Annotated in this window: 18 protein-coding genes, 2 tRNA genes and 3 rRNA genes; 22 read left to right on the forward strand and 1 reads right to left on the reverse strand. The window is 44.0% G+C overall.

Features of this window, described 5'->3' with window-relative positions:
- From mnmG to OC443_RS00110, 22 genes are all read left to right on the forward strand, one after another.
- On the forward strand, nucleotides 1-1,896 hold the full coding sequence (mnmG, locus tag OC443_RS00005; RefSeq protein ID WP_073581983.1) for a tRNA uridine-5-carboxymethylaminomethyl(34) synthesis enzyme MnmG: 1,896 nt from the start codon (nucleotides 1-3) through the stop codon (nucleotides 1,894-1,896).
- Nucleotides 1,897-2,529 (forward strand): 16S rRNA (guanine(527)-N(7))-methyltransferase RsmG, encoded by a 633-nt coding sequence (rsmG, locus tag OC443_RS00010; protein WP_073581982.1) that lies wholly within the window; start codon nucleotides 1,897-1,899, stop codon nucleotides 2,527-2,529.
- 15 nt (nucleotides 2,530-2,544) lie between these two features.
- Entirely contained in the window at nucleotides 2,545-3,318 is a 774-nt protein-coding gene (locus OC443_RS00015; protein WP_073581981.1) for a ParA family protein, read from the forward strand.
- Nucleotides 3,319-3,343: 25 nt separating this feature from the next.
- Complete coding sequence (locus tag OC443_RS00020) at nucleotides 3,344-4,255, forward strand: ParB/RepB/Spo0J family partition protein (protein WP_073581980.1); 912 nt, start codon at nucleotides 3,344-3,346, stop codon at nucleotides 4,253-4,255.
- Between the two features lie 128 nt (nucleotides 4,256-4,383).
- Complete coding sequence (locus OC443_RS00025; RefSeq protein ID WP_073581979.1) at nucleotides 4,384-4,749, forward strand: ATP synthase subunit I; 366 nt, start codon at nucleotides 4,384-4,386, stop codon at nucleotides 4,747-4,749.
- A 12-nt stretch (nucleotides 4,750-4,761) separates the two neighbouring features.
- A complete protein-coding gene (gene atpB / locus OC443_RS00030; RefSeq protein ID WP_073581978.1) occupies nucleotides 4,762-5,544 on the forward strand; it encodes a F0F1 ATP synthase subunit A in 783 nt (260 codons plus the stop codon).
- 48 nt (nucleotides 5,545-5,592) lie between these two features.
- A complete protein-coding gene (gene atpE, locus OC443_RS00035; RefSeq protein ID WP_021021406.1) occupies nucleotides 5,593-5,835 on the forward strand; it encodes a F0F1 ATP synthase subunit C in 243 nt (80 codons plus the stop codon).
- 61 nt (nucleotides 5,836-5,896) lie between these two features.
- Entirely contained in the window at nucleotides 5,897-6,367 is a 471-nt protein-coding gene (gene atpF, locus OC443_RS00040) for a F0F1 ATP synthase subunit B (RefSeq protein ID WP_073581977.1), read from the forward strand.
- Nucleotides 6,368-6,381: 14 nt separating this feature from the next.
- Nucleotides 6,382-6,915, forward strand: coding sequence for a F0F1 ATP synthase subunit delta (atpH, locus tag OC443_RS00045; RefSeq protein ID WP_073581976.1), 534 nt, complete (start codon nucleotides 6,382-6,384; stop codon nucleotides 6,913-6,915).
- 13 nt (nucleotides 6,916-6,928) lie between these two features.
- Nucleotides 6,929-8,470: a F0F1 ATP synthase subunit alpha gene (gene atpA, locus OC443_RS00050; RefSeq protein WP_073581975.1), complete on the forward strand. Its 1,542-nt coding sequence runs from the start codon at nucleotides 6,929-6,931 to the stop codon at nucleotides 8,468-8,470.
- Nucleotides 8,471-8,516: 46 nt separating this feature from the next.
- On the forward strand, nucleotides 8,517-9,386 hold the full coding sequence (gene atpG / locus OC443_RS00055) for a F0F1 ATP synthase subunit gamma (protein ID WP_073581974.1): 870 nt from the start codon (nucleotides 8,517-8,519) through the stop codon (nucleotides 9,384-9,386).
- Nucleotides 9,387-9,421: 35 nt separating this feature from the next.
- Nucleotides 9,422-10,825, forward strand: a complete 1,404-nt coding sequence (atpD, locus tag OC443_RS00060) for a F0F1 ATP synthase subunit beta (RefSeq protein WP_073581973.1) — start codon at nucleotides 9,422-9,424, stop codon at nucleotides 10,823-10,825.
- An 18-nt stretch (nucleotides 10,826-10,843) separates the two neighbouring features.
- The gene (locus OC443_RS00065; protein WP_073581972.1) at nucleotides 10,844-11,266 is read left to right on the forward strand and encodes a F0F1 ATP synthase subunit epsilon; all 423 of its coding nucleotides are present in this window, start codon (nucleotides 10,844-10,846) and stop codon (nucleotides 11,264-11,266) included.
- Nucleotides 11,267-11,425: 159 nt separating this feature from the next.
- A complete protein-coding gene (glmU, locus tag OC443_RS00070) occupies nucleotides 11,426-12,784 on the forward strand; it encodes a bifunctional UDP-N-acetylglucosamine diphosphorylase/glucosamine-1-phosphate N-acetyltransferase GlmU (RefSeq protein WP_073581971.1) in 1,359 nt (452 codons plus the stop codon).
- 403 nt (nucleotides 12,785-13,187) lie between these two features.
- Nucleotides 13,188-13,820 carry a YigZ family protein gene (locus tag OC443_RS00075; RefSeq protein ID WP_073582182.1) on the forward strand — a complete coding sequence of 211 codons (633 nt, stop codon included), beginning with the start codon at nucleotides 13,188-13,190 and terminating at the stop codon, nucleotides 13,818-13,820.
- 24 nt (nucleotides 13,821-13,844) lie between these two features.
- Nucleotides 13,845-15,302 carry a TrkH family potassium uptake protein gene (locus OC443_RS00080; RefSeq protein WP_073581970.1) on the forward strand — a complete coding sequence of 486 codons (1,458 nt, stop codon included), beginning with the start codon at nucleotides 13,845-13,847 and terminating at the stop codon, nucleotides 15,300-15,302.
- A gap of 7 nt (nucleotides 15,303-15,309) precedes the next feature.
- A complete protein-coding gene (gene hemG, locus OC443_RS00085) occupies nucleotides 15,310-15,840 on the forward strand; it encodes a menaquinone-dependent protoporphyrinogen IX dehydrogenase (RefSeq protein WP_073581969.1) in 531 nt (176 codons plus the stop codon).
- Between the two features lie 431 nt (nucleotides 15,841-16,271).
- A 16S ribosomal RNA gene (locus tag OC443_RS00090) occupies nucleotides 16,272-17,813 on the forward strand.
- A 65-nt stretch (nucleotides 17,814-17,878) separates the two neighbouring features.
- Nucleotides 17,879-17,954, forward strand: a tRNA-Glu gene (locus OC443_RS00095).
- Between the two features lie 276 nt (nucleotides 17,955-18,230).
- Nucleotides 18,231-21,118: ribosomal RNA gene (locus OC443_RS00100) — 23S ribosomal RNA — on the forward strand.
- A gap of 86 nt (nucleotides 21,119-21,204) precedes the next feature.
- Nucleotides 21,205-21,320, forward strand: a 5S ribosomal RNA gene (gene rrf / locus OC443_RS00105).
- The 16S, 23S and 5S rRNA genes sit together here with 2 tRNA genes alongside, the layout of an rRNA operon.
- A gap of 47 nt (nucleotides 21,321-21,367) precedes the next feature.
- Nucleotides 21,368-21,458: transfer RNA gene (locus tag OC443_RS00110), tRNA-Ser, on the forward strand.
- Nucleotides 21,459-21,765: 307 nt separating this feature from the next.
- On the opposite strand, the gene ilvA is transcribed toward OC443_RS00110, so the two are convergent.
- Nucleotides 21,766-23,292, reverse strand: a complete 1,527-nt coding sequence (gene ilvA / locus OC443_RS00120) for a threonine ammonia-lyase, biosynthetic (protein ID WP_073579244.1) — start codon at nucleotides 23,290-23,292, stop codon at nucleotides 21,766-21,768.

Raw genomic sequence — 23,292 nt, forward strand, 5'->3', positions numbered from 1 at the left:
ATGCTTTATCACGAAAATTTTGACGTCATTGTCGTTGGTGGCGGTCACGCAGGAACGGAAGCCGCTTTAGCCTCTGCCAGAACAGGACAAAAAACCTTATTACTGACACATAATATTGATACCCTGGGCCAGATGTCCTGTAATCCGGCTATTGGCGGAATAGGAAAAGGCCATTTAGTGAAAGAGGTTGATGCATTAGGTGGCCTGATGGCTCAGGCAATTGATCATGCGGGTATTCAGTTCAGGACATTAAATGCATCAAAAGGTCCGGCTGTCCGGGCGACACGGGCTCAGGCAGATCGTGCGCTTTATAAGTCTTTCGTCAGGAGTTCTCTGGAGAAAACACCGAACCTTACATTGTTTCAGCAATCTGTTGATGATTTACTGGTCGAGCAGGATAAAGTCACTGGTGTGATTACTCAGATGGGACTGAAATTCCGGGCCAAATCAGTAGTATTGACTGTCGGAACTTTTCTGGGTGGCAAGATCCATATCGGTATGGAAAATTACTCTGGTGGCCGGGCGGGGGATCCTTCTTCAATTGCTTTGGCAAAAAGACTCCGGGAACTTCCGCTGAGAGTTGATCGGTTAAAAACTGGAACTCCTCCGAGGATCGATGCAACGACAGTTGATTTCTCTGAGCTCGCTGTTCAGCACGGCGATGATCCTACGCCTGTGTTTTCTTTCTTGGGTAACAGAGAACAACATCCCCGCCAGATTCCCTGTTATATCACTTACACCAATAGTAAAACCCATCAGGTTATTCGTGATAATCTGGACCGGAGCCCGATGTATGCAGGTGTCATTGAAGGAATTGGACCGCGTTATTGTCCTTCGATCGAAGATAAGGTAATGCGGTTTGCTGATAAAGACAGCCATCAGATCTTTATTGAGCCGGAAGGGCTGACGACAGCAGAATTATATCCAAATGGTATCTCAACCAGTTTGCCTTTTGATGTTCAGGTAGAGATCGTCCGTTCAATGAATGGATTTAAAAATGCGCATATTGTCCGGCCTGGTTATGCGATTGAATATGACTTTTTTGATCCGAGAGATCTGAAACAAACCTATGAAAATAAATGTATTCAGGGATTGTTTTTTGCCGGACAAATTAACGGAACAACCGGATATGAAGAAGCTGCAGCCCAGGGGTTAGTCGCCGGACTGAATGCGAGTTTGTATGCACAGGACAAAGAAGGCTGGAGCCCGAGACGGGATCAGGCATATATGGGCGTTTTGATCGACGATCTTTCTACATTAGGGACGAAAGAGCCCTATCGTATGTTTACTTCCCGTGCTGAATACCGGTTGCTGCTTCGTGAAGATAATGCTGATTTGCGTTTAACCGAAAAAGGTTATGAATTGGGGCTTGTTGATGAGACGCGTTGGAAGCGGTTCAATCAAAAAATCGAAAATATGGAAACTGAGCGCCAGCGTCTGAAAGATATTTGGGTCAATCCGCAGTCTGTCGGGATTGATGAACTGAATACCATGCTGAAAACACCTGTATCCCGCGAGGCGAACGGAGAGGATCTGCTACGCAGACCTGAAATGACATACCAAAAACTGACTTCGTTGTCTCAGTATGCGCCGGCATCAGAGGATCAACAAGCGACTGAGCAGGTTGAAATCCAGGTGAAATATGAGGGGTACATTCAAAGACAGCAAGATGAAATTCAAAAATCATTGCGTCATGAACATACAAAACTACCATTAGATCTGGATTATAAAGATGTGAAAGGTTTGTCGAATGAAGTGATCCTCAAGTTGAATACAGCCAAGCCTGAAACAATTGGTATTGCTTCCAGAATTTCAGGCATAACACCTGCGGCCATTTCTATTTTACTGGTTTATCTCAAGAAAAATGGTTTACTCAAAAAGGGAGAAGCCGCTTAGATGACGACTTTGAGAGCTCGTTTAGATCAACTGATAGCGCAGACTGACTTAGAGGTCAGTGAACATCAAAGGGAGCAATTAACCGGTTATGTTGCTTTATTAAACAAATGGAACAAAGCTTATAATCTGACTTCTGTTCGTCATCCTGAAGAGATGCTGGTTAAACATATCTTAGATAGTATTGTTGTGAGTCCTCACTTAAGTGGTGAAAGGTTTATTGATGTCGGAACCGGCCCTGGATTGCCGGGAATTCCCTTAGCAATTATGAATCCTGAGAAAAATTTTACATTACTCGATAGTCTTGGAAAGCGGATTCGTTTCATTAAGCAGGTCATTTATGAGCTGAAAATTGATAATGTTGAGCCTGTACAAAGCAGAGTTGAGGCATTTCACCCACAAAATAAGTTTGATGGTGTTCTAAGCCGTGCATTCGCTTCTGTTTTAGATATGATAGATTGGTGCCAGCATCTTCCGGATCAGCAGAATGGTGTTTTTCTGGCTTTAAAAGGACAAGTACCGCACGATGAGATAAATCAGCTTCCTGAAGAATATTCTGTGACAGATGTCAAATCTTTAGTTGTTCCTGAGTTAGAAGGTGAGCGTCATCTTGTAATCTTATCGCGCAAGAAATAAACAGCGAGGCAGATCGTGAGTAAAATTGTAGCAATCGCCAATCAGAAAGGCGGGGTTGGGAAAACAACAACTTGTGTGAATTTAGCTGCATCAATGGCAGCAACAAAACGCAAGGTTTTAGTCATTGATCTGGATCCACAGGGAAATGCCACAATGGCAAGTGGTGTCGATAAATATCAGGTTGATTACACGGCTTATGATTTATTAGTTGAAGAAGTTCCTTTTGAAGATGTTGTTTGCCAGAAAACGACCGGTCATTATGATTTGATTGCTGCAAATGCTGATGTGACCGCTGCAGAAATAAAACTCATGGAAGTTTTTGCCCGTGAAGTTCGTTTAAAAAACGTGTTATCGTCGGTTCGTGATAACTATGATTTCATCTTTATCGATTGTCCTCCCTCTTTAAACCTTCTTACAATCAATGCGATGGCTGCCGCTGATTCTGTTTTAGTGCCGATGCAATGTGAATATTTTGCACTTGAGGGACTGACAGCACTAATGGATACCATTAGTAAGCTGGCTGCAGTTGTTAACAACAATCTGAAGATAGAAGGTTTGCTAAGAACGATGTTTGATCCTCGTAATCGCTTGTCTAATGAGGTATCAGATCAGCTCAAGAAGCATTTTGGTGATAAAGTATACCGAACTGTTATTCCACGTAATGTTCGCCTTGCTGAGGCGCCTAGTCATGGTAAACCTGCTATGTATTATGATAAGTATTCTGTGGGCGCGAAAGCATATCTGGCTTTAGCCGGGGAAATGTTACGTCGTGATGAAGTTTTCGCTTAAGTATTAATACATAGGATTCGTTTTTATGTCTAAACGTGGTTTAGGAAAAGGGTTGGATGCTTTATTGTCAACCAGCTCTCTGGCCAGAGAAAAGCAACAGGTTGCGACTCATAGCCAATCTCTTTCTTCAGATGGTGAGCTTACCGATATATCGATAACTCATTTAAAACCAGGAACCTATCAACCTCGTAAAGATGTTTCTCCTGAAGCTTTGGAAGAACTTTCAGCATCCATTCAGTCTCAGGGAATTATACAGCCCATCATCGTTCGTCCTGTCGGGCAAGGCATGTATGAAATTATTGCAGGTGAAAGACGCTGGAGAGCAGCAAGACTTGCCGGGTTGAAGCTTGTACCGTGTTTGGTCAAAAAAGTTGAAGATCGGGCAGCGATTGCAATGGCCCTGATAGAAAATATTCAACGTGAAGATTTGAATGCCATCGAAGAAGCTCAGGCTCTGGAACGGCTACAGGATGAGTTTGAATTAACTCATCAGCAGGTTGCGGATGTTATTGGTAAATCCCGGGCTACTGTCAGTAATTTATTGCGTTTAAATCAGCTTGATGATGCGGTGAAGTTGCTTGTTGAAGAGCGTAAACTGGATATGGGGCATGCCCGGGCTCTGCTTGTTCTTGAAGGTGAAAAGCAGGCTCTGATTGCTCATGAAGTAGCAAAAAAACATTTAACTGTTCGTCAAACTGAGCAGTTAGTTAAGAAAGCCCTGGAACCAGAAGCTGAGAAAATTCAGAAACCTGTTGTAACGAATCAGGCATTGAATTTGTCTGAAAGATTGGGTGAAATGTTACAAGCAAAAGTTTCTGTTGCTCTTTCTGATAAAGGGAAAGGAACGATTACGATTCGTGTTGATGAAAATCAGAAGCTGGAAGAGATTTTGCAGTCGTTAACACATCAGGTAGATTCACAGGAAGCCGTAAAGTAAAGCGCTGATGTTTTTTATGCGCTATGGTATTGCTTTTTGTGACATATTTTAAGGAATTGTAGGTTCGGCTTTATTGTAAAAGATAGGGTCGAATGTATAATCGGCCTATAGTTAACGGATGGTAAATTATGTTAAACAAATGGTATATGTTGTCATTTCTTTGGCAGATAACCTTTTTTAGCATATCTGCCGCTATCGTGAACTATGCGCTGGGTGAGAAAAGTGGATTGTCTACTTTTCTCGGGGGGCTTGCGTACTGTGTACCTACATTATTAGCCAATTTATATATGCATTCTGGCCGTGATACTGGGAATGAATTTTCAGATGTTGGCCGTGCGTTTATTAGCAATGTCTATAAGTTGATTATGACCGCAGGCGTATTAGTGTTTATTTTTAAGAAAGTTGACATTAGTGCGGGTGTGTTTGTTGCTTTTTATTGTCTTGGTAGTGTCGTTCAGTTCGTAACGTCATTTTTTTCAATCAACCGTGAATAGATAGGATATTCAATGTCTGGTTCAGGTGAAACCACTCAAACCACTCAAGAATATATCGCTCACCACCTGACTTTTTTGAGTTCAGGAGACGGCTTTTGGAGTATTAACATTGACTCCATGGTTATATCAGTGCTTTTAGGGGCTGGTATGCTTTGGCTGTTTTCCCGTGTTGCAAAAAATGCTTCAAGTGATGTCCCCGGGAAGTTGCAATGCTTCGTCGAAATGCTCGTCGAATTTGTTGATGGAACGGTAAAAGATGTATTCAGCGGAAAAAGTGCGTTAATTGCTCCATTGGCGATAACCATTTTCGGATGGGTGTTCCTGATGAACTTAATGGACTTGATCCCGGTAGATTTCCTTCCTCATGCAGCAGGCTTGATAGGAATTCATTATCTACGTGTTGTTCCTTCTGCAGATGTGAACATAACGCTATCAATGGCGTTAGGTGTCTTTGCTTTGATTCTGTATTACAGTTTTAAAATTAAAGGACCAATCGGATTTGCAAAAGAGTTAACACTACAACCTTTTAATCATTGGGCATTTATTCCAATCAATTTGATTTTGGAAGGTGTCACTTTGGTTTCGAAGCCGGTATCACTGGGTCTTCGTTTGTTCGGAAATATGTATGCTGGTGAGTTGATCTTTATTTTGATTGCCGGGTTATTACCCTGGTGGTCTCAATGGTTATTGTCCGTTCCTTGGGCTATTTTCCATATATTGATCATCACATTACAAGCATTTATCTTCATGGTATTGACGATAGTTTATTTATCTCAAGCATCAGAAGAACACTAATTCAAACTTATTTATCATAAAACTCAATAGTATAACTTGGAGTCAATAATGGAAAACTTGAACATGGATCTGCTGTATCTTGCAGCGGCGATCATGATGGGCCTAGCAGCAATTGGTGCAGCAATCGGTATCGGTATGCTGGGTGGTAAGTACCTTGAAGGTGCTGCTCGTCAGCCTGATCTTATCCCACTTATCCGTACTCAGTTCTTTATCGTAATGGGTCTTGTTGACGCAATTCCTATGATCTCTGTTGGTCTTGGTCTATACGTCATGTTTGCGGTTGCTGGCTAGTATAATTGCACTGTGATTAGTTAGTGTATTTTCCTATTTGCAAACATATGAGGAGTCTGCGGTGAATATAAACGCAACTCTGTTCGGTCAAGCGATAGCTTTCGCTCTTTTTGTTTGGTTCTGCATGAAATTTGTATGGCCACCATTGATGACAGCTATTGAAGAACGTCAGAAAAAAATTGCTGATGGTTTGTCTGCAGCCGAACGTGCTGAAAAAGATCTTGATTTAGCGAAAGCGAATGCTTCTGAACGCATCAAAGAAGCTAAACGTGCCGCTGCTGAAGTCATCGAACAAGCAAATAAGCGTAAGTTACAAATTATTGATGAAGCTCGTGTTGAAGCTGAAGGTGAGCGTGAAAAAATTATCGCTCAGGCTGAAGCCGAGATTGAATCATTACGTAACAGAGCTCGTGATGACTTACGTAAACAGGTGGCAGTATTAGCTGTGACTGGTGCAGAGAAAATTCTTGAGCGTTCAATCGATAAAGAAGCGCATAAAGATATTCTCGATAATATTACTGCAAAACTATAGCTGGGGGGGCGAATATGTCTGATTTGGCAACTGTCGCACGCCCCTATGCTAAAGCAGCGTTTGACTTTGCGGTGGAAAAAGGGCAACTCGACCAATGGGGAGAGATGCTTACTTTTGCTGCTGAGGTTACCCAAAACGAGCATATGAAGGAGCTGTTAAATAGCTCTATGGCTGCCGAAAAAATGGCAGAATTATTTATTGCCGTTTGTGGTGAACAGTTTGATGAATTCGGTCAAAACCTGATTAAGGTGATGGCTGAGAATGGGCGATTAAAAGCTCTTTCTGATGTCTGTGATTTGTTTTTTGAGCTTAAAGTTGAGCACGAAAAGCAAGTTGAAGTTGAAGTTGTTTCTGCAACTGAGCTTTCTGAACAGCAAAAAACAGAAATCAGTAACAAACTGGAACAGCGACTTGAGCGCAAAGTTCAGCTGAATTGCAGTATAGATGAGGCCCTACTCGGTGGGGTTATAATTCGAGCCGGAGACTTAGTCATCGATAATTCAATGTCTGGACGATTGTCCCGACTGAGCGATGTCCTACAGTCTTAATGGGGATTGGAGCATGCAACTTAATTCCACGGAAATTAGCGATCTAATTAAACAGCGAATAGAATCATTTAACGTTGTTAGTGAAGCTCGCAATGAAGGTACTATCGTATCGGTAAGCGATGGTATTATCCGCATTCATGGCCTGACGGACGTGATGCAAGGTGAAATGATTGAATTACCGGGTGGCCGTTATGCATTAGCACTTAACCTTGAGCGAGACTCGGTAGGTGCTGTTGTTATGGGGCCATATGCCGACCTGAAGGAAGGCACCAAAGTTACAGGTACTGGTCGTATTCTTGAAGTACCTGTAGGGCCAGAGCTACTGGGTCGCGTAGTGAATACACTAGGTGAGCCAATTGATGGTAAAGGTTCGATTGATGCTAAATTGTCTTCTCCTGTAGAAGTTATAGCACCTGGTGTAATCGATCGTAAATCGGTTGATCAACCAGTACAGACTGGTTATAAGTCTGTCGACTCGATGATTCCTATTGGTCGTGGTCAGCGTGAATTGATCATCGGTGACCGTCAGACTGGCAAAACAGCAATGGCAATTGATGCCATTATTAACCAGAAAGATTCAGGTATTTTCTCTATCTACGTTGCAATTGGCCAAAAGGCATCAACAATTGCAAACGTGGTTCGTAAACTTGAAGAGCATGGCGCATTAGCAAATACAATTGTTGTTGTTGCTTCCGCATCTGAGTCCGCAGCTTTACAATATCTGGCTCCTTATGCCGGATGTGCGATGGGTGAATATTTCAGAGATCGTGGTGAAGATGCATTGATTGTTTACGATGATCTCTCTAAACAAGCTGTTGCTTATCGTCAAATCTCTTTGTTGCTGAAGCGTCCTCCTGGTCGTGAAGCTTTCCCTGGTGATGTTTTCTACTTACACTCACGTTTACTTGAGCGTGCTGCTCGTGTAAGTGAAGAGTATGTTGAGCATTTCACTAATGGTGAAGTGAAAGGGAAAACAGGTTCTCTGACAGCTCTTCCTATTATCGAAACTCAGGCTGGTGATGTTTCTGCTTTCGTACCAACGAATGTAATCTCTATTACTGATGGTCAGATCTTCCTTCAAACTGAACTGTTTAATGCAGGTGTTCGTCCTGCGGTTGACCCGGGTATTTCTGTATCCCGTGTTGGTGGTTCAGCTCAAACGAAGATCATGAAGAAACTATCTGGTGGTATTCGTACTGCACTGGCACAATATCGTGAATTAGCGGCGTTTGCTCAATTCTCTTCTGATCTGGATGATGCGACTAAGAAACAGCTTGATCATGGTCAGAAAGTAACTGAGTTGATGAAGCAGAAGCAATATGCACCTATGTCTGTATTTGATCAGTCATTGGTTATCTTTGCTGCTGAACGTGGTTATCTTGAAGATATTGAGTTAAATAAATTGCTTGATTTCGAAGCTGCCCTACTGTCGTTTGCTCACAATCAATATGCTGATTTAGTCGCTGAGATTAACCAGACTGGTGCTTATAACGATGACATCGAAGCGAAGCTGAAAAAGCTGGTCGATGAGTTCAAAGCAAACCAAACTTGGTAAACAGGTCGGTGGTGATGTGAATACCACCAGCTAATGGAGAGTAACGATGGCCGGCGCGAAAGAGATACGTAATAAAATCGGAAGTGTGAAGAGCACTCAGAAGATTACGAAAGCAATGGAGATGGTAGCAGCTTCTAAGATGCGTCGCAGTCAGGACGCGATGGAAGCTTCCCGTCCCTATGCAGAAACGATACGTAAAGTGATCGGTCATGTCGCGAACGCTAATCTGGAATATCGTCATCCTTATCTGGATGAGCGTGATGCGAAACGTGTTGGTTATATCATTATTTCTACTGATCGGGGTCTTTGCGGTGGTTTGAATATTAATTTATTCAAGAAATCTATGCAGGACATGAAAAGCTGGTCAGAAAGAAGTGTTGAAGTGGATGTGGCTGTCATAGGCTCAAAAGCAACAGCATTTTTTAATGGCAGTGGCGCTAAAGTATCTGCTCAGGTTTCAGGGTTGGGTGATAACCCAGCATTGGAAGACCTGATTGGTTCTGTTAGCGTGATGCTGAAGAAATATGATGAAGGTGAGTTGGATCGCCTCTATGTCGTGTTTAACCGTTTTGTGAACACCATGGTACAGGAACCAACGATCGATCAATTGTTACCTTTGCCGAAGCTGGAAAGCGAAGAAATGTCTAAACGTCAGCACTCATGGGACTATCTTTATGAGCCTGAACCTAAGCCTTTACTAGATACGTTGCTAAAACGTTATGTTGAGTCTCAGGTTTATCAGGGGGTTGTAGAGAATCTGGCTTGTGAGCAGGCTGCGCGAATGGTCGCTATGAAAGCTGCAACAGATAATGCCGGGAATCTGATTGAAGATCTTGAGCTTGTGTATAACAAAGCCCGTCAGGCTGCGATTACACAAGAACTATCTGAGATTGTTTCAGGTGCGGCTGCTGTTTAAGCATTGGTAAAACGAAATAGTTTAGAGGATTAACGATGACTACAGGTAAGATCGTACAGATCATTGGTGCAGTAGTCGACGTGGAGTTCCCACAGAGTGAAGTACCAAGTGTATACGATGCTCTGAATGTTGCAGATGCGAAAGAGCGTCTGGTACTTGAAGTACAGCAACAGTTAGGCGGTGGCGTTGTGCGCTGTATCGTCATGGGTAGCTCGGATGGTTTACGTCGTGGAATGGTAGTTGATAATACTGGCGCTCCAATCTCAGTACCAGTAGGTACAAAAACACTTGGTCGTATCATGAACGTCCTTGGAGACGCGATTGATGAACGTGGTGAAGTTGGTGCAGAAGAACTGTATGCGATTCACCGTGAAGCGCCAAGCTATGAAGAGCAGTCTAATGCGACTGAACTTTTAGAAACGGGTGTTAAGGTTATTGACCTGATTTGTCCGTTTGCTAAAGGCGGTAAAATTGGCTTGTTTGGTGGTGCAGGTGTTGGTAAGACCGTTAATATGATGGAGCTTATCAATAACATTGCAATTAAACACTCAGGTTTGTCTGTATTTGCTGGTGTAGGTGAGCGTACCCGTGAAGGGAACGATTTCTATTACGAGATGCAGGAAGCTGGGGTTGTAAACATTGAACATCCTGAAGAGTCTAAAGTAGCCATGGTTTATGGTCAGATGAACGAGCCACCGGGTAACCGTTTGCGCGTTGCTTTGACTGGTTTGACAATGGCTGAAAAATTCCGTGATGAAGGCCGTGATGTTCTATTGTTTATCGATAACATTTATCGATATACCCTTGCTGGTACAGAAGTATCTGCTTTGTTAGGACGGATGCCTTCTGCGGTTGGTTATCAGCCGACACTTGCTGAAGAAATGGGTGTGCTGCAAGAACGTATTACTTCAACAAAGCATGGTTCGATTACTTCGGTTCAGGCTGTATATGTACCTGCGGATGACTTGACGGATCCATCTCCAGCAACAACATTTGCTCACTTGGATGCAACAGTTGTACTAAGTCGTAACATCGCTGCAATGGGTCTTTACCCTGCGATTGACCCGCTGGATTCAACTTCCCGTCAGCTTGATCCGCTTGTTGTTGGTCAGGAGCACTATGATGTTGCCCGTGGCGTTCAGTCTACACTTCAACGCTATAAAGAGTTGAAAGATATTATTGCCATCCTGGGGATGGATGAATTATCTGAAGACGATAAGTTGGTTGTAGCACGTGCTCGTAAGATCGAACGTTTCCTGACTCAGCCTTATCACGTAGCGGAAGTATTTACAGGTCAGCCAGGCTGTTATGTAACTCTTAAAGAAACTTTAAGAGGATTCAAAGGCTTACTGTCAGGTGAGTATGACGACATTCCAGAGCAAGCGTTTATGTACTGCGGTACGATTGACGAAGCAATTGAGAATGCGAAAAAGCTTTAGGGCTGATTAGGAGGCTATATGGCGTCAATTCCCTTTCACCTGGATGTTGTGAGTGCTGAGAAGAAGATATTCTCCGGTATGGTAGAAACATTTCAGGTGACAGGTAGTGAGGGTGAACTTGGTATTTACCATGGTCACGCTCCACTACTGACTGCGATTAAGCCCGGTATGGTGCGTATTGTGAAGCAACACGGCCACGAAGAAATCATTTATGTTTCTGGTGGCATGGTTGAAGTTCAGCCGAGTACATCGACTGTACTCGCTGATACAGCCATACGTGGTGAAGATCTGGACGCAGCAAAGGCAGAAGAAGCCAAGCGCAGGGCTGAAGAAAATATTAAGAATCAGCACGGCGATATGGATTTTGCTCAAGCGGAAAGCGAGCTTGCGAAAGCGATTGCTCAGCTCCGGGTTATCGAGCTGGTAAAACAGCGTCGCTAAAATTTGCGATGTTAAAATTTAGAAGCGGCCTGATAAAGGCCGCTTTTTTTTCGAATTGATATCTTTATCCATTATCAGGATTTCTTTAACACCTCAGCGATTACTGTATAAAATAGGTTTTATGGTGTTTTTATATCATCTCATCAACAGGTAACTAGAATGAAATTTAGTGCAGTCATATTAGCCGCCGGGAAAGGTTCTCGCATGTACTCCCAAAAACCAAAGGTTCTTCATACGCTCGCCGGAAAACCAATGGTCAAGCATGTGATTGATACATGTCAGGGACTTGGAGTCAATAAGGTTCATTTGGTTTACGGGCATGGTGGAGATTTAATGAAGCAGACTTTATCCGAAGAGTCTGTTAACTGGGTTTATCAGTCAGAACAATTAGGTACCGGACATGCTGTTAATCAGGCTGCTGATATTTTTGAAGAGAATGAAAAAGTTGTTGTCCTGTATGGTGATGTTCCGCTGATTTCTGAAGAAACGATTGGAAAGTTGTTAGATTCATATCCTGAATCTGGTATTGCTCTCTTAACAGTTGTTTTAGACAACCCTGATGGATACGGACGCATTGTTCGTGAGAATGGTGGTGTTACTGCAATTGTGGAGCAAAAGGATGCTTCAGACGTACAAAAGTCAATCAAAGAGATAAATACGGGGGTTTTAGTTGCTTCCGGAAAAGATCTGAAACGTTGGTTATCTCTGCTAAATAATGATAATGCCCAGGGAGAGTTTTACCTGACAGATATTATTGCGATGGCTCACAGTGAAGGAAAAGAAGTTACGGCTGTTCATCCACAGGATAGTATTGAAGTTGAAGGGGTGAATAACAGAGTACAACTCGCAAAACTCGAGCGCATGTATCAAAAAAATCAGGCAGAAAAGCTGCTTGAGCAAGGTGTGATGCTTCGTGATCCTGAGCGGTTTGACCTCAGAGGTGAACTACAATGCGGGACAGATGTTGATATTGATGTAAATGTTATTATTGAGGGTTGTGTTTCTATTGGAAATAATGTCGTCATTGGTGCCGGTTGTATTCTGAAAGATTGTGAAATTGATGATAATTCACTGGTTCGGCCCTATAGTGTGATTGAAGGGGCAATTGTTGGTGAATCATGTACAGTCGGACCTTTTACTCGCTTAAGGCCTGGTGCTGAAATGCTGGATGATGCTCATGTAGGCAATTTTGTTGAAATGAAAAAATCCCGATTAGGGTGTGGGTCTAAAGCAAATCATCTGACTTACCTTGGTGATTCTGTCATCGGGGACCGGGTGAATATTGGCGCTGGTACGATTACCTGTAATTATGATGGTGCAAATAAATTCCAGACAACAATTGGAGATGATGTTTTTATCGGTTCTGATAGCCAGTTAGTTGCACCAGTGGTCATTGCTGATGGTGCCACTATTGGTGCTGGTACAACATTGACCAGGAATGTTTCTGAAGGCGAGCTGGTGATAACCCGGGCAAAAGAACGCAGAGTTAGTCACTGGGAAAGGCCGACGAAAAAATAGTCTATATTTTGTGTCAGTGTTTTTATATGCTGACACTATACCCAAGCAACCTGAAGATGCAGGGTTCAGTGAGATTTGTCTGGCTCTGAGACAAGGCACTGATTCGAAAACATAGTCATTCTACGTTGAAAATCAGTCACGCCGTATCAGAGCCAGACAAACTCACCCGCAGGGCGTGAGCTGAAAGGCACATTTCTGCGTCAAGAGAATTTGAAAGGTGGGCACATTCCTGCATTCTCTTTCCTTGAACTGCACCTTTCGGCTGCACGCTGAATCATGCATCTTCAGGTTGCTTGGGTATATAATGCGGTTTTCAGTTATTTAAGTTGCAGGAATGAGTTGGAATGTTCACTTCAGATCGTTATACGCACCTTCTGCATAATAGAATATTTTTTGTTATATGATTCATATTCAACCTTACTTGATTCCTTCAGATTCTGTTCAATATGAAGAAGAAATCAAAAAAAGCAGGTTTTTGACTTATCTTCATCATACGCCTGGAACTGATTTAGCAAAGCAGTATATTTGTCAGATTAGAGCGTTACATCCGGGAGCCAGGCATCATTGTTGGGCTTTTGTTGCCGGGGTGCCTGAAAATTCAATGTTGTGGGGATTTAGTGATGATGGTGAACCATCAGGAACTGCAGGAAAGCCTATATTATCCCAGCTTTCGGGATCCGGAATTGGAGAAATTACAGCTGTCGTTGTCCGGTATTCTGGTGGGATCAAGCTGGGAACCGGAGGATTAGTCAAAGCGTATGGTGGCGGTGTTCAGCAGGCATTGAAACAAATTCAGGTTGTTGAAAAGAAAGTGACTACTGCAGTGAAAGTAACTCTGGATTATGAGTTGCTTTCAGTTGTCAGGCCGGTGATCGAAAACTTCCAGGCAAAGGAAGTGGATGCACAGTATTTACATAACGTTATTTTACTTATTGAAATTGAAGTTCTTCATTTAGAAGAGTTTAAACAAGCTATTATCAATAAATCGAGAGCCAGAGTTGTTGTTGAACTATTGAATAATTTACAGGAAATTTGAGGTTTACCTTAAAACTATATAAGTATGCAATTTCGTTCAATTACCCGTATTGTCGGGATATTGTTAGCTTTTTTTAGTGTATCCATGCTGGCACCTGCTCTGGTAGCTCTCATATATCGTGATGGTGCCGGTGTGGCTTTTCTGACGACGTTTTTTATCTTACTTATATGTGGGGCTGTCATTTGGTTCCCAAACCGTCAGTCTAAGCATGAATTAAAATCCCGTGATGGTTTTCTGATTGTTGTTCTTTTCTGGATAGTTATTGGTAGCGCAGGTGCTATCCCTTTCATCATTTCAGATGCGCCGGCAATATCTTTGACGGATTCATTTTTTGAATCATTTTCTGCTTTAACGACTACAGGAGCGACTGTTATTGTCGGACTGGATCATTTACCAAAGGCGATCTTGTTTTATCGGCAATTTCTGCAGTGGTTTGGTGGCATGGGAATCATTGTTCTGGCTGTCGCAATTTTACCTGTGTTGGGAATTGGTGGAATGCAGCTCTACAGGGCGGAAATTCCCGGGCCGGTAAAAGATACAAAGGTTACTCCCCGAATTGCGGAAACGGCAAAAGCACTTTGGTACATATACCTCAGTATTACTGTGTTCTGTGCATTGTCATTCTGGTTGGCCGGGATGTCATTATTTGATGCTATCTGCCATAGTTTTTCAACGATTGCTATTGGTGGTTTTTCTACACATGATGAAAGTATGGGATACTTTAACAGTTATGTGATTGATACGATTACGGTGATTTTTTTATTAATATCATCATGTAACTTTACGCTACACTATGCTGCCTTCTCCTATGAAGGCATTCACCCAAAGTACTATTGGAAAGATCGTGAATTCAGGGCATTTCTTTTCATTCAAAGCCTACTTTTTTTGATCTGCTTTCTTATTTTATTCATACATCAATCAGACAAGTCCTCAGTAGACACTTTTTTTCAGGCGCTTTTCCAAACTGTTTCTATATCCACAACGGCTGGTTTTACAACGACAGGGTTTTCTGACTGGCCACTATTCTTGCCGGTGTTACTTTTATTCTCTTCTTTCATTGGTGGTTGTGCAGGATCTACTGGCGGAGGACTGAAAGTTATTCGGGTTCTTTTATTGACCTTACAGGGAGTTCGGGAGATGAAGCGTTTAGTTCACCCAAGAGCCATTTATCCGATAAAACTGGGAGATACCCCATTATCTCCCCGTGTGATTGATGCGGTGTGGGGATTCTTTTCAACATATACTCTGGTGTTTGTTGTTTGTATGCTTGCTCTGATCGCTACCGGGATGGATGAACTGAGTGCTTTTTCCGCTGTTGTCGCAACTCTGAATAATTTAGGGCCAGGACTGGGAGAGGTGTCTGTCCATTTTGCTGATATTAACGATGGCGCAAAATGGATTCTGGTTGTTTCTATGTTATTTGGGCGGTTAGAAGTTTTTACTTTGCTAATTTTACTTACACCAACATTTTGGAAAAACTGAGATCATGATGAAAAGAGCTATTTTTTTATATTCAACCCGGGAAGGTCAAACGAAGAAAATTCTTAATTTTATCATGCAGAGTTTTACTGAATATCAATGTGATCTGGTTGATTTACATCTGAATCCTCAAGTAGATCTATCGGTATACGATAAAATTCTTATTGCCGCTTCGATACGATACGGGCATTTTCATCCTTCATTATATCGATTTATTGATATCCACCAAAAAGAGCTGTCTTGTTCGAAAGCTGCATTTATATGTGTGAATTTAACTGCCCGAAAGGAAGAACAACTAAAAGACACGCCAGAAGGTAGTGTATATGTTCAGACATTTCTCAAAAAGTCAAAATGGTCGCCTGAAATGATAGGTGTTTTTGCCGGAGCTTTACGTTATCCAAGATACCGTTTTATCGATAAGATGATGATTAGGCTTATTATGTCAATGACTGGCGGTGAGACCGATACATCAAAAGAAGTTGAATATACAAACTGGCAAAAGGTCTCAAATTTTGCTAATTCGTTTTTGATTTGTAAATGATATGTTTTTTTTGGGCATAAAATAGCCTTTCTGATGTGTTTATTTAAGTATTTAATAAAAAGTAGAAAAAAGTGCTTGCCAGATATAATTACTCCCCTATAATGCGCCCCACTGACACGGGATGGCAACAACAACTGCCTGAACGATGTGAGTCCGGTCAGGGCTAAAGAGAAAAATTTAAAAAAGTGTTTGACACTGAAAATTATCTCGCTAGAATGACCGCCTCTTCGAAGCAACGCTGAGAAGAAAAGCTCTTTAACAATATAAACCAATCAATCTGTGTGGGTACTCGTTAATTGATATCTTATAAAAGATTTATCAGTGAGAATGAGTGACCAACAGCTATCAGGAAGCAGCTTTGAGTTGCAGAATGAATAGCGGCACAGTCAATTCAGTAATCACTGAGCCGAAGCTTAGGCTTCAAAAAACTTTAATTGAAGAGTTTGATCATGGCTCAGATTGAACGCTGGCGGCAGGCTTAACACATGCAAGTCGGGCGGAAACGAAAGAAAGCTTGCTTTCTTGGCGTCGAGCGGCGGACGGGTGAGTAATGCCTGGGAAATTGCCCTGATGTGGGGGATAACCATTGGAAACGATGGCTAATACCGCATAATGTCTACGGACTAAAGAGGGGGACCTTCGGGCCTCTCGCGTCGGGATATGCCCAGGTGGGATTAGCTTGTTGGTGAGGTAAGAGCTCACCAAGGCGACGATCCCTAGCTGGTCTGAGAGGATGATCAGCCACACTGGAACTGAGACACGGTCCAGACTCCTACGGGAGGCAGCAGTGGGGAATATTGCACAATGGGCGCAAGCCTGATGCAGCCATGCCGCGTGTATGAAGAAGGCCTTCGGGTTGTAAAGTACTTTCAGTGGTGAGGAAGGGGCAGAGTTTAATACGCTTTGCTTTTGACGTTAGCCACAGAAGAAGCACCGGCTAACTCCGTGCCAGCAGCCGCGGTAATACGGAGGGTGCGAGCGTTAATCGGAATTACTGGGCGTAAAGCGCATGCAGGTGGATGATTAAGTCAGATGTGAAAGCCCGGGGCTTAACCCCGGAACAGCATTTGAAACTGGTCATCTAGAGTACTGTAGAGGGGGGTAGAATTTCAGGTGTAGCGGTGAAATGCGTAGAGATCTGAAGGAATACCGGTGGCGAAGGCGGCCCCCTGGACAGATACTGACACTCAGATGCGAAAGCGTGGGGAGCAAACAGGATTAGATACCCTGGTAGTCCACGCCGTAAACGATGTCTACTTGGAGGTTGTGGCCTTGAGCCGTGGCTTTCGGAGCTAACGCGTTAAGTAGACCGCCTGGGGAGTACGGTCGCAAGATTAAAACTCAAATGAATTGACGGGGGCCCGCACAAGCGGTGGAGCATGTGGTTTAATTCGATGCAACGCGAAGAACCTTACCTACTCTTGACATCCATAGAAGCTTGAAGAGATTCGAGTGTGCCTTCGGGAACTATGAGACAGGTGCTGCATGGCTGTCGTCAGCTCGTGTTGTGAAATGTTGGGTTAAGTCCCGCAACGAGCGCAACCCTTATCCTTGATTGCCAGCACTTCGGGTGGGAACTTCAGGGAGACTGCCGGTGATAAACCGGAGGAAGGTGGGGACGACGTCAAGTCATCATGGCCCTTACGAGTAGGGCTACACACGTGCTACAATGGCGGATACAGAGGGCAGCTAACTTGCGAGAGTGTGCGAATCCCAAAAAGTCCGTCGTAGTCCGGATTGGAGTCTGCAACTCGACTCCATGAAGTCGGAATCGCTAGTAATCGTAGATCAGAATGCTACGGTGAATACGTTCCCGGGCCTTGTACACACCGCCCGTCACACCATGGGAGTGGGCTGCAAAAGAAGCAGGTAGTTTAACCTTCGGGAGGACGCTTGCCACTTTGTGGTTCATGACTGGGGTGAAGTCGTAACAAGGTAGCGCTAGGGGAACCTGGCGCTGGATCACCTCCTTAACGATAAAGATACGTTGATGAGTGCTCACACAGATTGATTTGGTTTAGAAAAGAGATATGAAAGTGTCCCGTTCGTCTAGAGGCCTAGGACACCGCCCTTTCACGGCGGTAACAGGGGTTCGACTCCCCTACGGGATACCATTTCAAAGCGTATTGATTTGAGTATGTTTTAAAATGGTTTGTAATAACAAATCAAGCTCTTTAACAATTTGGAAAGCTGACAAAACAATCTTTTAGATTGTTTGTAAAAGTTCTCAAAGTATTCAGAAATGAATACACCAACACACATTCAAGTGTTCTTGGCTTCTGCTTCGGCAGAAGAAAAAATTTGAGTCCGGCAAAATCAAAGTCTGCATCATGTTTAAATAATTGCAGACAACCTTGGTTGTTTGACCGTAAGACCCTTTGGGGTTGTATGGTTAAGTGACTAAGCGTATACGGTGGATGCCTTGGCAGTCAGAGGCGATGAAGGACGTACTAACTTGCGATAAGCCCGGATGAGGGAGTAAGACCCACATGAGTCCGGGATTTCCGAATGGGGAAACCCATCTGCATCAGCAGATATCATTTACTGAATACATAGGTAAATGAGGCGAACCGGGGGAACTGAAACATCTAAGTACCCCGAGGAAAAGAAATCAACAGAGATTCCGGCAGTAGCGGCGAGCGACCCCGGATTAGCCCTTAAGTTTTATATGTGTCAGGTGAAGGCTCTGGAAAGTGCCGCGATACAGGGTGACAGCCCCGTAACCGAAGATGCAAATAAGGTGAAAACGAGTAGGACGGGACACGTGATATCCTGTCTGAACATGGGGGGACCATCCTCCAAGGCTAAATACTCCTGACTGACCGATAGTGAACCAGTACCGTGAGGGAAAGGCGAAAAGAACCCCTGTGAGGGGAGTGAAACAGAACCTGAAACCGTATACGTACAAGCAGTAGGAGCCTCTTTAATGGGGTGACTGCGTACCTTTTGTATAATGGGTCAGCGACTTATATTCAGTGGCAAGGTTAACCGGATAGGGAAGCCGTAGCGAAAGCGAGTCTTAACTGGGCGTTCAGTCTCTGGATATAGACCCGAAACCGGGTGATCTAGCCATGGGCAGGTTGAAGGTTGAGTAACATCAACTGGAGGACCGAACCGACTAATGTTGAAAAATTAGCGGATGACTTGTGGCTAGGGGTGAAAGGCCAATCAAACCCGGAGATAGCTGGTTCTCCCCGAAAGCTATTTAGGTAGCGCCTCGGACGAATACTACTGGGGGTAGAGCACTGTTAAGGCTAGGGGGTCATCCCGACTTACCAACCCTTTGCAAACTCCGAATACCAGTAAGTACTATCCGGGAGACACACGGCGGGTGCTAACGTCCGTCGTGGAGAGGGAAACAACCCAGACCGCCAGCTAAGGTCCCAAATTATTGCTAAGTGGGAAACGATGTGGGAAGGCTCAGACAGCTAGGATGTTGGCTTAGAAGCAGCCATCATTTAAAGAAAGCGTAATAGCTCACTAGTCGAGTCGGCCTGCGCGGAAGATGTAACGGGGCTAAGCAATAAACCGAAGCTGCGGCAATGCATTTTATGTATTGGGTAGGGGAGCGTTCTGTAAGCGGTTGAAGGTGTGCTGTAAGGCATGCTGGACGTATCAGAAGTGCGAATGCTGACATGAGTAACGATAATGGGGGTGAAAAACCCCCACGCCGGAAGACCAAGGGTTCCTGTCCAACGTTAATCGGGGCAGGGTAAGTCGACCCCTAAGGCGAGGCTGAAAAGCGTAGTCGATGGGAAACGGGTTAATATTCCCGTACTTCTTACAATTGCGATGGGGGGACGGAGAAGGCTAGATGGGCCTGGCGACGGTTGTCCAGGTTCAAGTGCGTAGGCTTGAAATTCAGGTAAATCCGGATTTCTTTAAGGCCGAGACACGATGTCGGGCTACTAAGGTAGTGAAGTCATTGATGCCATGCTTCCAGGAAAAGCCTCTAAGCTTCAGATTGTAAGGAATCGTACCCCAAACCGACACAGGTGGTCGGGTAGAGAATACCAAGGCGCTTGAGAGAACTCGGGTGAAGGAACTAGGCAAAATGGTACCGTAACTTCGGGAGAAGGTACGCTCCTCATGGTGAAGTCCCTTGCGGATGGAGCTGAGGGGAGTCGCAGATACCAGGTGGCTGCAACTGTTTATTAAAAACACAGCACTGTGCAAAATCGTAAGATGACGTATACGGTGTGACGCCTGCCCGGTGCCGGAAGGTTAATTGATGGGGTTAGCTTAGGCGAAGCTCTTGATCGAAGCCCCGGTAAACGGCGGCCGTAACTATAACGGTCCTAAGGTAGCGAAATTCCTTGTCGGGTAAGTTCCGACCTGCACGAATGGCGTAATGATGGCCACGCTGTCTCCACCCGAGACTCAGTGAAATTGAAATCGCTGTGAAGATGCAGTGTACCCGCGGCTAGACGGAAAGACCCCGTGAACCTTTACTACAGCTTGGCACTGAACATTGAGCCTACATGTGTAGGATAGGTGGGAGGCTTTGAAGTGTGTACGCCAGTATGCATGGAGCCGACCTTGAAATACCACCCTTGTATGTTTGATGTTCTAACTTAGTCCCGTCATCCGGGACAAGGACAGTGTCTGGTGGGTAGTTTGACTGGGGCGGTCTCCTCCCAAAGAGTAACGGAGGAGCACGAAGGTGGGCTAATCACGGTTGGACATCGTGAGGTTAGTGCAATGGCATAAGCCCGCTTAACTGCGAGAGTGACGGCTCGAGCAGGTGCGAAAGCAGGTCATAGTGATCCGGTGGTTCTGAATGGAAGGGCCATCGCTCAACGGATAAAAGGTACTCCGGGGATAACAGGCTGATACCGCCCAAGAGTTCATATCGACGGCGGTGTTTGGCACCTCGATGTCGGCTCATCACATCCTGGGGCTGAAGTCGGTCCCAAGGGTATGGCTGTTCGCCATTTAAAGTGGTACGCGAGCTGGGTTTAGAACGTCGTGAGACAGTTCGGTCCCTATCTGCCGTGGGCGTTGGAGAATTGAAGGGGGCTGCTCCTAGTACGAGAGGACCGGAGTGGACGAACCTCTGGTGTTCGGGTTGTGTCGCCAGACGCATTGCCCGGTAGCTAAGTTCGGAATCGATAACCGCTGAAAGCATCTAAGCGGGAAGCGAGCCCTGAGATGAGTTCTCCCTGGCACTTTAAGTGCTCTGAAGGGTTGTCCGAGACCAGGACGTTGATAGGCAGGGTGTGTAAGCGTTGTGAGGCGTTGAGCTAACCTGTACTAATTGCCCGTGAGGCTTAACCATACAACACCCAAGGGGTTTTGATGGACTCAAATGAAGAACAGATTGAATGTGTAGAGAATAGTCAGTTTTCTGAATTAAAGAATTTGCCTGGCGGCCATAGCGTTGTGGACCCACCTGAATCCATGCCGAACTCAGAAGTGAAACGCAATTGCGCCGATGGTAGTGTGGGGTTTCCCCATGTGAGAGTAGGTCACTGCCAGGCTTTATATTTTTGTTAATAGTATATTTATATTATTAATTACAATCTGTGGAGAGATGGCTGAGTGGTTGAAAGCACCGGTCTTGAAAACCGGCATACGTTAATAGCGTATCTAGGGTTCAAATCCCTATCTCTCCGCCATATAAGAAAGAGCCGTTGTTATATCAACGGCTTTTTTCATTTCTGATTTTATCAACTAGCTTATACCATTTACATTAATTAAGTGGTCAGTTTTGTCCAGCTCCTAAAGCAGAGTGATACGACTCTGCTTTTGTGCTCTGAAAAACGATTCCAAGCATCACAAACACTATCAACAATATCTTCATAATTATCAAAACATCGGTTAGCCAATTCATACCACTTAATTAATGTAATTGGTATAAGAGAAAGAAAAAGCAGAGCTTGATATTACTCTGCTTTGTAGTTCAAAAGATTAAAGAATGTTTTATTAAGACAGAAAAAATTGATAAGCAGGGTTATCAGTCTCATCTTTATATTGATACCCCAACTCAACCAAGTGTGCAGAGAATCTGGTTAAATCATCTTCACTTAGTTCAAAACCACATAATACCCGACCGTAGTCTGCTCCATGATTTCTATAATTAAACAGGCTTATATTCCAGTGCGTTCCCAGAGTGCTGAGAAAGTTTAAAAGTGCCCCAGGGTATTCCGGAAATTCAAAAGAGTATAGGCGTTCCTGCAGGGATTTTGATGGTTTACCACCTATCATATAGCGTATGTGAAGCTTTGCCATTTCATCGTCGGATAGATCAATAACCGGATATCCGCCCTGTCGAAGATCTTGAATGATTTGGGCTAGCTCTTCTTGCCCGCCAACAAGCCGGACACCTACGAATATATTTGCTAACTGATCTGAGCTATACCGGTAATTAAACTCTGTAACAGCTCGTCCACCAATAATCTGGCAGAATTCGAAAAATGCCCCTTTCTGTTCAGGAATGGTTACTGCAAGCAGGCCTTCTCTTTTTTCACCCAGCTCACATCGTTCAGATACATAGCGTAACCCATGAAAATTAGTATTTGCACCAGATAATACAGCCCCAAGTTGTTTATCTTTTAATGCCATTTGTTCTGCATATTTTTTGAGTCCGGCTAATGACAAAGCTCCGGCTGGCTCTGCTATAGCCCGGGTATCTTCAAAAATGTCTTTTACCGCAGCGCAAATTTCATCACTGGAAACTGATATATGACCATCGATATATTCCTGACATAACCTGAATGTTTCATCACCAATGCGTTTTACAGCGACACCGTCAGCAAATAAACTGACTTGCTCCAGTACCACTGGTTCTCCCGCATCCAGTGCGGCTTTTAAGCAGGAAGAGTCTTCAGGCTCTACAGCAATTACTTTTATTTCAGGAAGTAGTTGCTTAACTAAAACAGCAATACCAGCAGCCAGACCACCACCACCAACAGGGACAAATATATAATCCAGATGTCCATTTTGCTGCAGCATTTCTATACCAATTGTTCCCTGACCTGAAATCACAAGGGGATGGTCAAATGGAGGTACAAATGTATAGCCATGTTCTTCAGCCAGACGTTCCGCTTCTGCTTTTGCTTCATCAAAGTTATTACCATGGAGAACAACCTCTCCACCAAACCCTCTGACAGCATCAACTTTTATGTCCGGGGTTGTTTGAGGCATAACAATAATGGTTTTAATTCCTAATTTGGTACCGGATAGAGCCATTCCCTGAGCATGATTTCCTGCTGAAGCCGCTATAACACCTGCTTGTTTTTGCTCTTCAGTCAGTTTGGAGACCATGTTATATGCGCCACGTAACTTAAATGAGTGAACCGGCTGCCGGTCTTCTCTTTTTATCTGGACGCTATTTCCTAAACGGGCTGAAAGCCTTTCCATTTCCTGAAGTGGTGTAACTACTGCGACATCATATACAGGTGCCCGTAATATTTGGCGCAGATAATCTGCGCCAGTTTTTAATTCGGTCAT

This window comes from Vibrio quintilis, from assembly GCF_024529975.1.
GTDB classification, from domain to species: domain Bacteria; phylum Pseudomonadota; class Gammaproteobacteria; order Enterobacterales; family Vibrionaceae; genus Vibrio; species Vibrio quintilis.

Bases quoted from the DNA above. Each gene is read 5' to 3' on its own strand.
- mnmG (WP_073581983.1), top strand. From the start codon at position 1: ATGCTTTATCACGAAAATTTTGACGTCATTGTCGTTGGTGGCGGTCAC.
- rsmG (WP_073581982.1), top strand. From the start codon at position 1,897: ATGACGACTTTGAGAGCTCGTTTAGATCAACTGATAGCGCAGACTGAC.
- OC443_RS00020 (WP_073581980.1), top strand. From the start codon at position 3,344: ATGTCTAAACGTGGTTTAGGAAAAGGGTTGGATGCTTTATTGTCAACC.
- OC443_RS00025 (WP_073581979.1), top strand. From the start codon at position 4,384: ATGTTAAACAAATGGTATATGTTGTCATTTCTTTGGCAGATAACCTTT.
- atpB (WP_073581978.1), top strand. From the start codon at position 4,762: ATGTCTGGTTCAGGTGAAACCACTCAAACCACTCAAGAATATATCGCT.
- atpE (WP_021021406.1), top strand. From the start codon at position 5,593: ATGGAAAACTTGAACATGGATCTGCTGTATCTTGCAGCGGCGATCATG.
- atpH (WP_073581976.1), top strand. From the start codon at position 6,382: ATGTCTGATTTGGCAACTGTCGCACGCCCCTATGCTAAAGCAGCGTTT.
- atpA (WP_073581975.1), top strand. From the start codon at position 6,929: ATGCAACTTAATTCCACGGAAATTAGCGATCTAATTAAACAGCGAATA.
- atpG (WP_073581974.1), top strand. From the start codon at position 8,517: ATGGCCGGCGCGAAAGAGATACGTAATAAAATCGGAAGTGTGAAGAGC.
- atpD (WP_073581973.1), top strand. From the start codon at position 9,422: ATGACTACAGGTAAGATCGTACAGATCATTGGTGCAGTAGTCGACGTG.
- OC443_RS00065 (WP_073581972.1), top strand. From the start codon at position 10,844: ATGGCGTCAATTCCCTTTCACCTGGATGTTGTGAGTGCTGAGAAGAAG.
- glmU (WP_073581971.1), top strand. From the start codon at position 11,426: ATGAAATTTAGTGCAGTCATATTAGCCGCCGGGAAAGGTTCTCGCATG.
- OC443_RS00080 (WP_073581970.1), top strand. From the start codon at position 13,845: ATGCAATTTCGTTCAATTACCCGTATTGTCGGGATATTGTTAGCTTTT.
- hemG (WP_073581969.1), top strand. From the start codon at position 15,310: ATGAAAAGAGCTATTTTTTTATATTCAACCCGGGAAGGTCAAACGAAG.
- ilvA (WP_073579244.1), bottom strand. From the start codon at position 23,292: ATGACCGAATTAAAAACTGGCGCAGATTATCTGCGCCAAATATTACGG.